We start from the raw sequence: 12981 nt of genomic DNA, 5'->3' as shown, positions 1-12981 counted from the left end.
CAGGGATTGGGGCGGGGGCGGGGCAGGGGGCAGGGCGGGGTGTGGCGGGCCGCTCGCCGTCAGGCAGCCTGCCAGGTCACGGGCAGCCTTTTGACCCCGTAGACGATCGTGCTTTCCATCCGCTCCAGCGTCGCTCCGGGTTCAACGGCCAGCCCCGGCAACCGGGAGAGCACAGCCTGCAGCGCGATTTTGGCCTCAAGCCGGGCCAGGGGAGCGCCGAGGCAGAAGTGGATGCCCTGCCCGAAGGCGAGGTGACGGTTCGGCGAGCGTTCGACGTCGAACACCTCAGGGTGCGGGAACTGCTCCCCGTCCCGGTTCGCCGAACCGATCCAGGCCACGATCGGCGACCCCGCAGGGAGGGACCGGCCGCGCAGCGTCGTCTCGACGGTCGAGATCCGGTACATGGACTGGACGGGGGAGCGGTAGCGCAGCACTTCTTCGATCGCGTGCGGCAGCAGGTCCGGCTCAGCGACCAGTCGTTCCGCCGTGCCCGGCGCCTCGGTGAAGCACAGCACCGCGTTGCCGATCAGGTTGGTGGTGGTCTCGTTGCCGGCAACCAGCAGGAGGCTGCAAAAGCCGAGCAGCTCCATGACGCTGAGTTTCTGCCCGTCGATCTCGGCCCCGAGCAGCGCGCTGATGAGGTCGTTGCCCGGCTGGCGCCGCCGCTGCTCGATCATGGCCATGAAGTACTCCGCCATTTCCCGGTGGGCGGCCGCGTGGTCGGAGTCGTCGGCGCCCGGGCGGGTCTGGCTCACGATCACGTCAGACCACTGCTTGAACCGGTCCCGGTCCGCGGCGGGGATGCCCATCAGTTCCGCGATCACGATGACCGGCAGCGGATAGGCCAGCTGGTCGATCAGGTCCGTGCTGCCGGCGGCAATGACCGGGTCCAGCAATTCGTTGGTGAGCTCCGAGATGCGCGGGGCGAGCGCTTCCACCGACCGGGGCGTGAACGCCTGGGACACCAGGGAACGCAACTGGCGGTGCCGGGGCGGGTCCGTGTTGACCAGGCTGGCAGCAAACAGCTGGCCGGACGGGCCATCCCCGCCGAACCGGGAGGAAAACGTGGCGTGCTCGGACAAGACCCGCTGCACGTCGTCGTAGCGGAACGCGTGCCAGACGCCGGTCTCCTGATCCTGGAAAACAGGTTCACTGTCCCGCATGGCTTCATAGCGGGGAAACGGGTTCAACGGCTGCTCAAGAGCCGGAAATGGCACCATGGCTGGCCTTCCTTCCGGGGCGGGCCGCGTGGCCCCGTCAGCTCCCACCTTAATACCGTGCAGCGGCCTTGGCACGGGAAATCTTGGCGCCTCCGCCGCCCTGCGGAACGGGACTGTGCAAGGGCCCTGTTGACGGTTCCTAACGAAGGGGCCCGGCGTGCCGACAGTACGGATCAGAACACCCTTCCCCTCACAGAGCAGAATCGGCCCATGATCGTCGTTACACGCCTCAACGGAACGCGCTTCGCGGTCAATCCGGACCTCATTGAGCGCATCCACGAGAGCCCGGACACGCATTTGGTGACGCTCGACGGCGCCGCGTACGTGGTGCTGGAAAGCCTCGCGGAAGTTGTCGAGCTCATTGCCGACTACCGCGCGTACGTCCTGAGCAAGGCCCGGGACTTTCCGACCATCACCGGGTACCCGCTCAGCCTGGTTCGGACTGACGATTCGGACGATTCCGACGACTCGCCCGACGACACAGACGACACCGACGGCGCCGGCCCCACGGTGCCCCTGCAACCCAGAAAGTAACGATGGATCCCGCAACAGTCATCGGACTGCTCCTCGCTTTTGGCTCCGTTATCGCCATGGTGTCGCTTGAAGGCGCGAGCCTGTCGGCCCTTCTCCTCCCTGCCCCCATGATCCTGGTCTTCGGTGCCACGCTCGCCGTCGGGATCGCCGGGAACACGCTCAAAGACGTCCTCCAGGCCTTCAAAGCCCTCCCCAAAATGTTCCTCGGCAAGACCGCCAAGCCGCAGGAAAGCATCGACCAGATGGTCCGTTTCGCCGAAAAGGCCCGCAGCGAGGGCCTGCTGTCCCTGGAAGAGGAAGCGGCCAGCGTCAAGGATCCCTTCCTGGCCCGTGCCCTGCAGAACATCGCCGACGGCACCGACGCCGAGGACCTCCGGATGCTGATGGAGGACGAGATCGACTCGAAGTCCCGCAGCGACCACGCAAACTCCAAATTCTTCGCGAGCCTGGGCGGCTACGCCCCGACCGTGGGCATCATCGGCACCGTCGTGTCCCTGACCCACGTCCTGGAAAACCTCTCCACGCCGGATCACCTCGGCCCGATGATCGCCGCCGCATTCGTCGCCACGCTGTGGGGCCTGCTCTCGGCCAACTTCATCTGGCTTCCGTTCAGCGCCCGGATGGCCCGGCTCTCGGAGCTGGACATCGAACGGATGACGCTGCTGATGGAAGGCATGCTGTCGGTCCAGTCCGGCGCCCAGCCGCTGCTGCTCGCCGAACGGCTCCGCGCCATGGTTCCCGAGCACCAGCTCAAGAGTTCCGGCGGCGGGAAGAAGGCCGGCGGCACGGATAAGGCCGACAGGATGGACGAGGCCGCGTGAGCCCACGACGGCGCGGGCGGAAGAAGCCGGAAGAACACCACGTCGACGAACGCTGGATGGCGTCCTACATGGACATGGTCACTGTGCTGATGTGCATGTTCATCGTCCTCTTCGCGATGTCCACCGTGGACGCCAACAAGTTTGAAAAGCTCCGCAACTCCCTGGCCACCGGATTCGGCGCGGTCGCGTCCGAGACCGTGGACACGGCGTCGGGCACGGTGGTGCCGCCCGAACTCGTGGACGAGAACCTTGAGGCGTTCGCCGCCGTCAAAGGCGCGGCAACCGCCTCCCCCGAGAACATGGCTGAGGCGATCAAGGAAGTGGACCGGCTCAAAGAGCTGCAGAAGAAAATGCAGGCTGGCCTGGCGGCGGCCGGGCTGAGCGAAAACGTGGAGTTCCAGATCGACCAGCGCGGGCTGACGGTCAAACTCGTCGGATCACAGGCCTTCTTCGAACCGGACCGGCCCGAACTCACCTCCCGGGCCGCCCGGGTGCTGCAGGTCATCTCCCCGGTCCTGAAACCGGCCGGCATGGAAATCATGGTCGAAGGCCACGCCGCGAACGGCATCACGGCCTACCCCTCCACCTGGGAGCTGTCCTCGGCGCGTGCCGTCAACGTCCTGCGGTACATGGTGGACAAGGGCGGCATTCCGCCCGGCACTATTGGCGCCGTCGCGTTCGGATCGGCCCGCCAGGTCAACGACGACTCGACCCCGGAGCTCATGGAGCGGAACCGCCGCGTGGACATCGTCGTCATCTCCGACAAACCCGACGTCGTCCGTGCGCTCATACCAGAGGCCCTGAAGCTGAGCGAGAAATAGCAGCGGATTGCCAACGGCGGATCACTTACACCACGCGATCCCTTGCCGATAGTGGCAACCGTGAGTGTTATGGATGAGCGGGAAGTGGCACGGGAGCGGACCGTCAGCGTCTATGACTTCCGCCGTCCGGCGACCCTCGCCCGCGAACACAGCCGCGTGCTGGAACTCGCCTTCGAAACCTTCGCCCGCCAGTGGGGCACCCAGCTCACCGCCAAGGTCCGCGTCAAGTCCGTGGTGCGCCTTGAAGACGTCAGCATGCTCAGCTACGACGAGTACGCAGCCTCGCTGCCCGCCGTCACCGCCATGGTCCTGTGCACCGTGGAGGCCCACGATTCCAAGCTCGTGGTGCAGTTCCCCGGCCCGGCCGCCCTCGGCTGGGTCAACCGCATGCTCGGCGCCTCCAATGATTCGCCCATGCCGGACCGCAAGTTCACCCAGATCGAACAGGCGCTGATCAAGGGCCTCATGGACGAGGCCCTCGAGGACCTCGGCTACTCCCTGGGCCCGCTGCTCAGCGAGGCCGTCCGGGTGGACACCATCCAGTACAACTCCCAGTTTGCCCAGGCCGCAGCCCCGAGCGAACTGATGATTGTCGCTTCCTTCACCATGAGCGTCGGCGACATCAATGCCCCCGCCACCCTGGCCGTTCCGGCCGGCATCCTGCTGGGGCGGCTCAAGAAGGTCAACCCGACCGACACCCGCGACGACGCCCCGGCGCGCATCAGCGCCCAGCTGGAGCAGGTGCCGGTGGAACTGTCGGTGCGGCTCTCGACGTCGTTCGTCACCCCGAGCCAGGTCCTGGGCCTCGCCGTCGGCGACGTCCTGACCCTGCCGCACCTGGAAAACCGGCCCTTTGACCTCACCCTGGACGGAACCCGGCTGGCCACGGCCGCGCCGGCCCGCAACGGCTCCCGCGCGGCCGCAGTCATTGTCACAATCGAGGAGAACCAACGATGAGCATCACCCTGACCAAGCACGAATTGTCGGCGGAACGGCTCGTCGAGGAGCTGCCGAGCCCGGTGGCCCTGAAGGTTGTTGCCCTGGTTCCTGCCCGGGCCGCGGCGGCCTACGCCCGCCAGGCGGTCACGGCGACCTTCGTCGGGGCGGTGACCGCCGATCTCGCGCTCATGCTCAGCGACCGCACCTTCCTGGACGAGGCCGCCGGGGCAGGGTCCCAGCTGGGGCACGTCTCCGTGACCGACGTGCTGCGTCCCGCGATGGAAAGCGCCAGCTCGGTCTTCGGGGCCGGCGTCCTGTCCGACCTGCGCGAATCCGACGTTTCCGGGCTTCTCTCGGACCCCGACACGGCGGTCTTTGAACTCTCCGACGGCACTAACGCCGCGGCCTGGTTTGCCGTCCGGCTCCGCGAACACGGCAACAGCCAGGACCGCTCCGGCGACGTCTTCGCCGGCGGCGACACGGTGGCTGGCCGGCTCGGCCGCATCAACAACATTGAAATGGCCCTCACCGTGGAGATCGGACGCACCCGGATGTCGGTCCGGGACGTGCTGTCCCTGGAGCCGGGCAAGATCATCGAACTGGATCGGTCCGCCGGCGCCCCCGCGGACGTCCTGCTCAACGGCCGCCTGATCGCGCACGGCGAGGTTGTGGTCCTGGACCAGGACTACGCGGTTCGGATCACCCGGATCCTCGACGTTGCCGAGGGGCTCAGCTGAATGGACGCACTGATCCTCGGGCTGCGGGTAGTCGTGGCCCTGGGCGCGGTGCTTGGCCTCATGTGGCTGCTGCAGCGCCGGCTGGGCAAAGGCACCGGGCGGCGCCGGGCTGACCGTGCCCTGACCATCGTCAGCCGGCAGAGCCTCGGACAAAAGGCCTCCGTGGTCGTGGTCGACGCCGCCGGGCAGCGTTTCCTCCTGGGCGTCACCGAGCACGCCGTCAACGTCCTCCACACCGGGGACATCCCGCCCGAACCCGAGGAAGTCCCGGTCACCGGCACCAGCCGCGGCTTCGGGGATTTCGCCCGGATCCTCGCCGAGGCCAGCCCGCTCGCCGGCAACCACGTCAGCACACACGAGGGCGGCAAGGCCGCCGGCGGCGAGTACGACGGCGCCGAAGGCCCGGACGGTGCCCGGGACCTGCCGCCGTCGCGCCGCAGCACCCTTCACCGGAGCTCCCATGCCCGCGGCCCCGCCGTCCGTGGCGGCGCGGGCAGCGCGTCGGGCCACCCGCCGCTGCACGGCTCCATCCTGGCCGGTTCCACGTGGAAACAGGCTGCCGCCGCGCTCAGGAGCGGACGCCGCAATTGATCCGCCCTCTCGCTACCCGCACCACCCGCTCGCTTTCAGCAGGCGCACGACCCCTCAGGCTCCTGGCCGCGGGGCTCGCCGTCGTGCTGATTGCCTTCCTGCTGCTTTGGCTCAATGCCACGGCCAGCCACGCCGCACCGATCGACCCGATCGCGCCGGTGGCCCCGACCGACCCCGCCAACCCCGGCGACGGGAACGTCAACATCCAGATCAACGGCGCCGACGGTAAGCCCTCCACGGCCGTCCTGACCCTGATCGGGATCACGCTCCTGGCCGTCGCGCCCTCGCTGCTGCTGATGATGACGTCCTTCACCAAGATCTTTGTGGTCCTGGCGATGACCCGCAACGCGCTGTCCCTGCCGTCCATCCCGCCGAACCAGGTGCTGGCCGGGCTGGCCCTGTTCCTGTCCATCTTTGTGATGTGGCCCGTCATCAACGAGATCAACACCACCGGAATCCAGCCGTACCTCAACGGCACGCTGGACTTCAACGGTGCGGTCAGCGCCGCCTCGGGCCCGCTGCAGCACTTCATGCTCGCCCACACGAGGGAAGAGGACATCGCCCTGATGTCCCGCGCCGCCGGGGCAGAGAACCCGGCCACGCCCGAGGCCGTCCCGCTGCAGACCCTCATTCCGGCGTTCATGATCTCCGAACTCCGTGCCGCGTTCATCATCGGCTTCGTCATCTTCATCCCGTTCCTCGTGATCGACCTAGTGGTGTCCGCGGCCCTGATGTCCATGGGCATGATGATGCTGCCGCCGGTCATGATCTCGCTGCCCTTCAAGATCCTGCTCTTCGTCCTTGTCGACGGCTGGGGCCTGATCATCTCTGCGCTCGTCCAAAGCTATGCGGGTTCAGGATGAACTCGAACGCCGTCCTGGACATCTGCCTCCAGGCCATGATTGTGGCCGCGAAGCTCTCCGCGCCGGTGCTGGTCACGGCGCTGGTGGTGGGCCTGGCCATCTCCCTGTTGCAGTCCATCACGCAGTTGCAGGAAGCCACACTGTCCTTCGTGCCGAAGGCGGCCGCGGTGGCCGTGGCGCTGATCGTCTGCGGGCACTGGATGATTTCGGAGATGGTGACGTTCACGAACGACCTCTTCGCGAAGATTCCGTCCCTGCTCGGAGGCCTGTGAGGTGGGCATCCCCATCGACCCGACCTGGCTGGAAGTCCTGCTCCTGGCCACGGTCCGGATGACCGCGTTCCTGATCGTGGCGCCGCCCTTCTCGCACCACGCCTTCCCGGGGCGGGTGAAGGCGATGCTCGGACTGGGGCTGGGCCTGGCGGTGACGCAGCGCATGGTCGGCGGCTACACGCCCCGGGACACCGCCGGGTTCCTCACCGGTCTGGTCCTGGAGCTGCTGACCGGGCTCGTGCTGGGATTCCTGGTCCTCGTGATCTTCTCCGCCATCCAGTCCGCCGGCAGCCTGATCGACCTTTTCAGCGGATTCCAGATGGCCCAGGCCTTCGACCCCCAAATGATGGTCAACGGCGCACAGTTCACCCGGCTCCTGCAGATGGCGGCACTGGCCCTGCTCTTCGCCTCGGACGGCTACCAGCTGGTCATCACGGGCCTCACCGGCAGTTTCGCCGCCCTGCCCCTGGCCGGAGGGATCGACCTGGCCCAGCCGGTGCAGGCCATCATCGCGGCCGTGTCCGGCATGTTCCTCGCTGCCGTGCAGATCGCCGGCCCGCTCCTGGTGGTCCTGTTCCTTGCCGACGTCGGGCTCGGCCTGCTCACCCGCGTGGCGCCGGCGCTGAACGCTTTCTCGCTGGGCTTCCCGCTAAAGATCCTCCTCACCCTCATGCTGGCCGGCTTCATGTTCCTGGCCCTGCCCCGGATCGTCTCCAGCCTCGCCGGACAGGCGGCCAAAGCAGTGCTGGGGGTGGGCTGATGGCGGATTCACAGGAAAAGACCGAGCAAGCCACTGACAAGCGGATGAAGGAAGTCCGCTCCAAGGGCCAGCTGTCCCGTTCCCAGGACCTCACCGCCTGGCTCGGCGTCGGCGCCGCCGCGCTCATGCTGCCCAGCACGGTGGACCGGGCCGCGAACGCCGCCACGGACCAGCTTTTCACCGTCCGCGGCATCGTGTCCGCACCGGATCCCGGCAAGGCCTTCCAGGCGCTCGAAGACGGGTTCGCGTCCATCGCCGGGATCGTCGGCCCCCTGCTGATCGTCGTGTTCCTGGCTGTCCTCGTCGGCTCCGCCCTCCAAGGCGGCGTCCACGTGAAGAAATTCAGGCTCGAATTCGAACACTTCAACCTGCTCAGCGGGGTCAAGCGGCTTTTCGGTGCCCAGGCGGTGTGGGGCGGCCTGAAGGCGCTGCTGAAGGCGAGCGTCGTCGGGCTGGTGCTCTACTGGGTGGTGCAGGGGTTGATCCCGGTGCTGCTGACCGCCGGCGGGCTGCCGGTGTCCGGTGTGACCGCTGCCGCGGCCGGCGGCATTGCCTCGCTGGTGCAGTTCGCGGTGGCCGCCGGAATCGTGCTGGCCGCGGCGGACTTCTTCGTGGTGATGCGGCGCAACCGCAAGAAGACCCGGATGTCCAAGAAGGAAGTCCAGGACGAGAACAAGAACAGCGAGGGCGACCCGCTCATCCGGTCCCAGCGCCGCGCGCGCCAGATGTCGATGAGCCGGAACCGCATGATCGCCTCGATCGGGGATGCCGACGTCGTCCTGGTCAACCCCACGCACGTGGCCGTGGCCCTCAAATACGAACCCGGCAAGTCCGCGCCCCGCGTGGTGGCCAAAGGCTCCGGGCACATCGCTGCGAGGATCAGGGAAGAGGCCGAGCAGAAGAACGTCCCCATGGTCCAGGACATCCCGTTGGCCAGGGCCCTCCACGGGGCCTGTGAACTGGGGGACGAGATCCCCGTGGACTTCTACCGGGCGGTGGCCGGCGTCCTCGCGTTCGTCATGGCGCTCAAGGCCCGGGGGGCCGCCGCCGGGATGCACCGCATGAGCAGCACCGGTGCCACAGCATGGAACGCCAGCGCCGTATGAAAAACCGTAGTAAACACCGTATGAAACGCGGCAGGAAAACTTTGGGAATCAGCGTCTGTGAAAGGACCGCACCATGAACAACAGGCTGAACCGGCTGGTGGTGCCCATCGGCATCGTGGGGATCGTGCTCCTGCTGGTGGTTCCCGTGCCCGCACCCCTGCTCGACTTCCTCATCGTCTGCAACATCCTGCTGGCGCTGCTGGTCCTGCTGACCAGCATGTTCGTGAAGAAGCCGCTGGACTTCTCCGTGTTCCCGTCCCTGCTGCTGGTGGCCACGCTCTTCCGGCTCGGCCTGAACGTCGCCTCCACCCGCCTGGTGCTGGGCAACGGGTACGCCGGGCAGGTCATTGAAGCCTTCGGCAAGGTGACGGTGGGCGGCTCCATGATCATCGGCGCCGTCGTATTCCTCATCCTCGTGGTGATCCAGTTCGTCGTGGTCACCAAGGGTGCCGAGCGCGTGGCCGAGGTTGGCGCGCGCTTCACCCTCGACGCCATGCCCGGCAAACAGATGGCGATCGACGCCGACCTCAACGCCGGGCTCCTCACCGACGCCCAGGCCCGGGAGCGGCGGGCCGAGGTCTCGGCAGAGGCCGACTTCTACGGTGCCATGGACGGCGCCTCGAAGTTCGTCAAGGGCGATGCCATCGCCGGCATCATCATCATCATCATCAACTTCATCGGCGGCATCGCCATCGGCATGCTGCAGCGCGGCATGGAGATCGGCGATGCCCTGAACACCTACGGCCTGCTGACCATGGGCGACGGGCTCGTCACGCAGATCCCGGCGCTGCTCATGGCCGTCTCCACCGGCATGATCGTGACCCGGTCCAACGCCGAGTCGGACATGGGCCGGACGGCCTCCACCCAGCTGCTGCAGTCACCCAACGCGCTCATGATCGCCGGCATCGCCGCCCTCGCCATGGCCCTGATCCCCGGCATGCCGCCCCTCCCGTTCGTCCTCGTCGGAATCGGCCTGATCATCGCCGCCCGCCGGACCGCCGCCGGCCAGCGGGCAGCGGAGACGGCCCGGGAGGCGGAATCGACAGCGCTGAACTTCCCGGAACAGGACCCCAACGAGAAGCTGCTGGAAGACATGCGCATCCACCCCGTGGAGATCCTGCTGGCACCGGACCTCGTGGACATGGTCTCCGGCGCCTCCGACGACCTCCTGGCCCGGGTCCGGTCCCTCCGGCACAAGATCGCCATGGAACTGGGCCTCGTCATCCCGCCGGTCCGCACGAGGGACAGCGTGGACCTCCCGCCGGCCACCTACGCCATCCGGATTGCCGGTGTGGAAGCCGGCCGCGGCACGGCCCCCGGCGGCCAGATGCTCGCCCTGGGCGAGAACCTGGACTCGCTCCCCGGCGCGGCGATGATCGAGCCCGTGTTTGGGCTCGCCGGGAAGTGGATTCCGGGGGAGATGCGGCACAACGCCGAAATGACCGGCGCCACGGTGATCGACCGGGTCTCCGTCCTGGTCACCCACCTGTCCTCGATCGTCGCGGCCAACGCTGCCCGGCTGCTGTCCCGCGAGGACGTCCGCGTGCTGACCGAAGGTGTGCGCAAGCAGAGCCCCTCCGCCGTCGACGAACTGACCCCGGCGCTGCTCTCCCTCGCCGAGCTGCAGCGCGTCCTCCAGGGCCTGCTGGACGAGCAGGTGCCCATCAACGACCTCGCCCGGATCTACGAGGCCCTCACGCTCCGCGCCAAGATTTCCACGGATCCGGAATCGCTCGTGGAAGCCGCCCGGCAGGCCCTCGGCCCCGCCCTCACGGCCAAGTTCATGGACGGCCCCGTGCTCAACGTCATCATGATCGACCCCGTCCTGGAACAACACATGCTCGAGGACATGCGGCCCGCGGAAGGAGGAAGCCAGATCGTCATGGGACAGGAAAGGCTCGACGCCGTGCTGCGCTCGGTGGGCTCCGCCGTCGACGCCGCGGCCGCCGCCAACCGCCAGGCCGTGCTCGTGTGCGCACCGGCGCTCCGGCCCGCCATCCACCGGCTCGTGGGCACGCAGCCCGGATCGGTGCCCGTGCTGTCCTACCGCGAGGTGACCTCTGCCAACGTCCGGATCGAAACAGTAGGAGTGGTGCGCCATGCCGAACCGCTATCGGCTTAAGGGAACCTCCCTCGAGGAGATCCGCCGCAAGGCAGAACAGCAGTACGGACCCGCGGCCCGGATCGTGTCCGCCGAACGCGTCATCAGTCCGGGCATCGCCGGCCTCTTCGCCCAGGACCGCTACGAGGCCATGATCGAGATCATGTCCAAGCACGAGGTGGTCACCGGCGAGGTCGTGCCCGACGCCGACATACTGGCAGAGACCGAATCGGCCGGCCCCGCCGGTAGCCCCGTTGGCAGCCCCGGCGGCAGCCCGGCCGGGGAGAGCAACGCCGGAAAGTACGACGCCGACGCTGCCGCCGCAGCACCGGGGGCGCCTGCAGCGCAGACCGGACCGCCGGCCGCGCCTGCGGCGGCCCGGGCCGCCGTCGGTCCGTCCCATCACCTTCAGGGCGCCGCCATCGCCGCTCTGCTGGAAGAGGCGGACGCCGCCGAGCTGAGTATGCACCGGCCCGCCACCGCCGGGGTGTCCACCGAGTCGCGGGACTTTGCCGAGCTTCTGGAACAGCTCGGCGCCGGGCTCAGGACCCCGGCGGAACCAGATGCCGCCGGCCCGGCCCCCGCCGTCGGAGTTCCCACCGGAGTTCCCACCGCGGGAGCTCCTATCGACAGCCACCCCGGGCGGCCTGACAGTGCCTCCCCGGCTCCGGCCCCAACCCCCGCTACCGCGCCGCGCCCGGCCCCCGCTTCCTCAACTCTGGCCCCAGCCCCAACCCCAGCCCCAGCTCCCGCCGCCGCGCCGGGCCGGGCGCCTGCGGATGCCGAGGTCGCCCCCGCACCGCTGAACGGCGTCGGCGATCTTGTCGTGTTGGTCGGTCTCGGGGAGGACGCGATGGATGCCGCCCTGGCCATGTCCATGGCGGCAGGCGGTGCCGATGTGCGGACCGCCGGCGACCTCTCCGCCTATGGCCACCTGCACGTTGACGGGCGGCAAAGCGCCACGGCCGCCCGCGCCCACGCGGTGCTGACGGAGCGCACCGTCCTGGTGGCGTTCGGGCTCGGCAAGGCCCGGAACGCCCTGGCCCGGGTGCAGTCCGTGGCCGCGCTCTCCGCCGACCAGGTCTGGGTGGTGGTCGATGCCGGACGGAAGCACGAGGACACGGCGCGCTGGGTCGGCGTGCTCTCGGCCCAGATCAACGTTGCCGCAGTGGCGGTGGTCGGCGCCTCGGAGACCGGGTCGCCTGAAAGCGTCAATGGCCTGGGACTGCCCGTGGGCTGGATCGACGCCCGCCTGGCCGGTCCGGATCCGACATGGCAGAACAGGCGGGAACCGTCCGACGCGTCCCGCGGTGAAGGGTAGATTGAGAAGATGCTGGTACTTACACGCAAGCCGGGCGAACAGATCATGATCGGCGACGGCATCGTCATCACGGTCCTGGAAGGCCGCGGCGACGGTGTTCGGATAGGCATTGAGGCGCCCCGGGGTGTGCCCATCCAGCGCCGGGAAGTCATCGAAGCCATCGCGGCCGCAAACCTCGCTGCGGCGGAAGCCGGCCCGGAGGCCGAGGACGCGCTGCGCGGGCTCCTGCCGCCCGCCGCTCCCGCCGAAGGCTAAGGACCGCTGCCGGATCAGTCCCGTTCCCCGCCCAGATACTGGGCCAGGGCAGGCTGGGGTGCACGCCGTACCACGGCCAGGGCCCGCTCCAGGTTCCCGCTGGTGGCCAGCTGATCCAACAGGCCGGCGGTGCCTGCCGGACCGTGGCGTCCCGGCAGGGGGAGTGTTAGCAGCGCCTCTTCGTTCACGCGGGCGGCCTCGCCCAGCCGGGCAAGGAGTGCGTTCAGGGCGTCCAGGTGCTCGCGCAGGATCCCGGGCCAGGGGCCTGCGGGGGCAGCAGCGATCAGTTCGACCAGCGTCGCCTGTGCCGGCACGCCCCACAGGGCCGCCACGGCAGCAGATTCGACACTCCGGGCCAGGGCTTCAAAGCCCAACCGGTCCAGCACGGCTTCGATCTCGGACGCCATCAGGCTCAGCCATTCCACGTTCCCGGCCCCAACGTGCAACCGCTGGGTTTCCAGCCTGAAAAGGAGCAGTTCCAGCTGCCGGCGCTCCTGCCACAGTGCCGCGGAGAGATCACTTGCGCTCATGGGCCCCATTCTCTTTCCGCCCCCTGAATCGCAGGTTCGGGGCGGGTACCGCACTTTTTGCCAAGCTTTTCCCTGAGGGTACACGCAGATCCCAAATCAGGTGATAGGTT

The 12981-nt window shown here is 68.3% G+C and carries 15 protein-coding genes; 13 read left to right on the top strand and 2 right to left on the bottom strand.

Annotation, left to right across the window (positions count from 1 at the left end; genetic code table 11):
- Positions 1-59: 59 nt before the first annotated feature.
- Entirely contained in the window at positions 60-1220 is a 1161-nt protein-coding gene (locus ACFVTM_RS20260) for a cytochrome P450 (protein ID WP_390205800.1), read from the bottom strand.
- A gap of 210 nt (positions 1221-1430) precedes the next feature.
- Here ACFVTM_RS20260 and ACFVTM_RS20255 point away from each other — a divergent pair, with 210 nt between their 5' ends.
- The 13 genes from ACFVTM_RS20255 (at position 1431) to ACFVTM_RS20195 (ending at position 12341) form a co-directional block, all read left to right on the top strand.
- Complete coding sequence (locus tag ACFVTM_RS20255) at positions 1431-1754, top strand: flagellar FlbD family protein (protein ID WP_390205799.1); 324 nt, start codon at positions 1431-1433, stop codon at positions 1752-1754.
- Between the two features lie 2 nt (positions 1755-1756).
- A complete protein-coding gene (locus ACFVTM_RS20250) occupies positions 1757-2575 on the top strand; it encodes a motility protein A (RefSeq protein ID WP_390205798.1) in 819 nt (272 codons plus the stop codon).
- Complete coding sequence (locus ACFVTM_RS20245; RefSeq protein ID WP_390205796.1) at positions 2572-3396, top strand: flagellar motor protein MotB; 825 nt, start codon at positions 2572-2574, stop codon at positions 3394-3396. Before ACFVTM_RS20250 ends, ACFVTM_RS20245 begins: the two co-directional genes overlap by 4 nt.
- Positions 3397-3465: 69 nt before the next feature.
- Positions 3466-4353: a flagellar motor switch protein FliM gene (locus ACFVTM_RS20240; RefSeq protein WP_390205870.1), complete on the top strand. Its 888-nt coding sequence runs from the start codon at positions 3466-3468 to the stop codon at positions 4351-4353.
- On the top strand, positions 4350-5072 hold the full coding sequence (fliN, locus tag ACFVTM_RS20235) for a flagellar motor switch protein FliN (RefSeq protein WP_390205795.1): 723 nt from the start codon (positions 4350-4352) through the stop codon (positions 5070-5072). The genes ACFVTM_RS20240 and fliN overlap by 4 nt, the downstream gene beginning before the upstream one ends.
- The gene (gene fliO / locus ACFVTM_RS20230; protein ID WP_390205794.1) at positions 5073-5663 is read left to right on the top strand and encodes a flagellar biosynthetic protein FliO; all 591 of its coding nucleotides are present in this window, start codon (positions 5073-5075) and stop codon (positions 5661-5663) included.
- A complete protein-coding gene (fliP, locus tag ACFVTM_RS20225) occupies positions 5660-6526 on the top strand; it encodes a flagellar type III secretion system pore protein FliP (protein ID WP_390205793.1) in 867 nt (288 codons plus the stop codon). The genes fliO and fliP overlap by 4 nt, the downstream gene beginning before the upstream one ends.
- Positions 6523-6798 carry a flagellar biosynthesis protein FliQ gene (gene fliQ / locus ACFVTM_RS20220; protein WP_390205792.1) on the top strand — a complete coding sequence of 92 codons (276 nt, stop codon included), beginning with the start codon at positions 6523-6525 and terminating at the stop codon, positions 6796-6798. Before fliP ends, fliQ begins: the two co-directional genes overlap by 4 nt.
- Before the next feature lies 1 nt (position 6799).
- Positions 6800-7558, top strand: a complete 759-nt coding sequence (locus ACFVTM_RS20215) for a flagellar biosynthetic protein FliR (RefSeq protein ID WP_390205791.1) — start codon at positions 6800-6802, stop codon at positions 7556-7558.
- Positions 7558-8664, top strand: coding sequence for a flagellar biosynthesis protein FlhB (locus ACFVTM_RS20210; protein WP_390205789.1), 1107 nt, complete (start codon positions 7558-7560; stop codon positions 8662-8664). The genes ACFVTM_RS20215 and ACFVTM_RS20210 overlap by 1 nt, the downstream gene beginning before the upstream one ends.
- 73 nt (positions 8665-8737) lie before the next feature.
- Entirely contained in the window at positions 8738-10786 is a 2049-nt protein-coding gene (locus tag ACFVTM_RS20205) for a flagellar biosynthesis protein FlhA (protein WP_390205787.1), read from the top strand.
- Positions 10764-12086 (top strand): hypothetical protein, encoded by a 1323-nt coding sequence (locus ACFVTM_RS20200; protein ID WP_390205785.1) that lies wholly within the window; start codon positions 10764-10766, stop codon positions 12084-12086. The genes ACFVTM_RS20205 and ACFVTM_RS20200 overlap by 23 nt, the downstream gene beginning before the upstream one ends.
- A gap of 9 nt (positions 12087-12095) precedes the next feature.
- Positions 12096-12341, top strand: a complete 246-nt coding sequence (locus ACFVTM_RS20195) for a carbon storage regulator (RefSeq protein WP_390205784.1) — start codon at positions 12096-12098, stop codon at positions 12339-12341.
- A gap of 14 nt (positions 12342-12355) precedes the next feature.
- Here the strand turns inward: ACFVTM_RS20195 and flgN are convergent, their stop codons facing one another.
- A complete protein-coding gene (flgN, locus tag ACFVTM_RS20190; RefSeq protein WP_390205783.1) occupies positions 12356-12871 on the bottom strand; it encodes a flagellar export chaperone FlgN in 516 nt (171 codons plus the stop codon).
- Between the last annotated feature and the right edge of the window lie 110 nt (positions 12872-12981).

Source organism: Arthrobacter sp. NPDC058130 (assembly GCF_042884475.1).
Classification (GTDB): domain Bacteria; phylum Actinomycetota; class Actinomycetes; order Actinomycetales; family Micrococcaceae; genus Arthrobacter.
The sequence above is the reverse complement of the archived record's forward strand: the minus strand, read 5'-3'. Positions and strand labels throughout refer to the sequence as shown.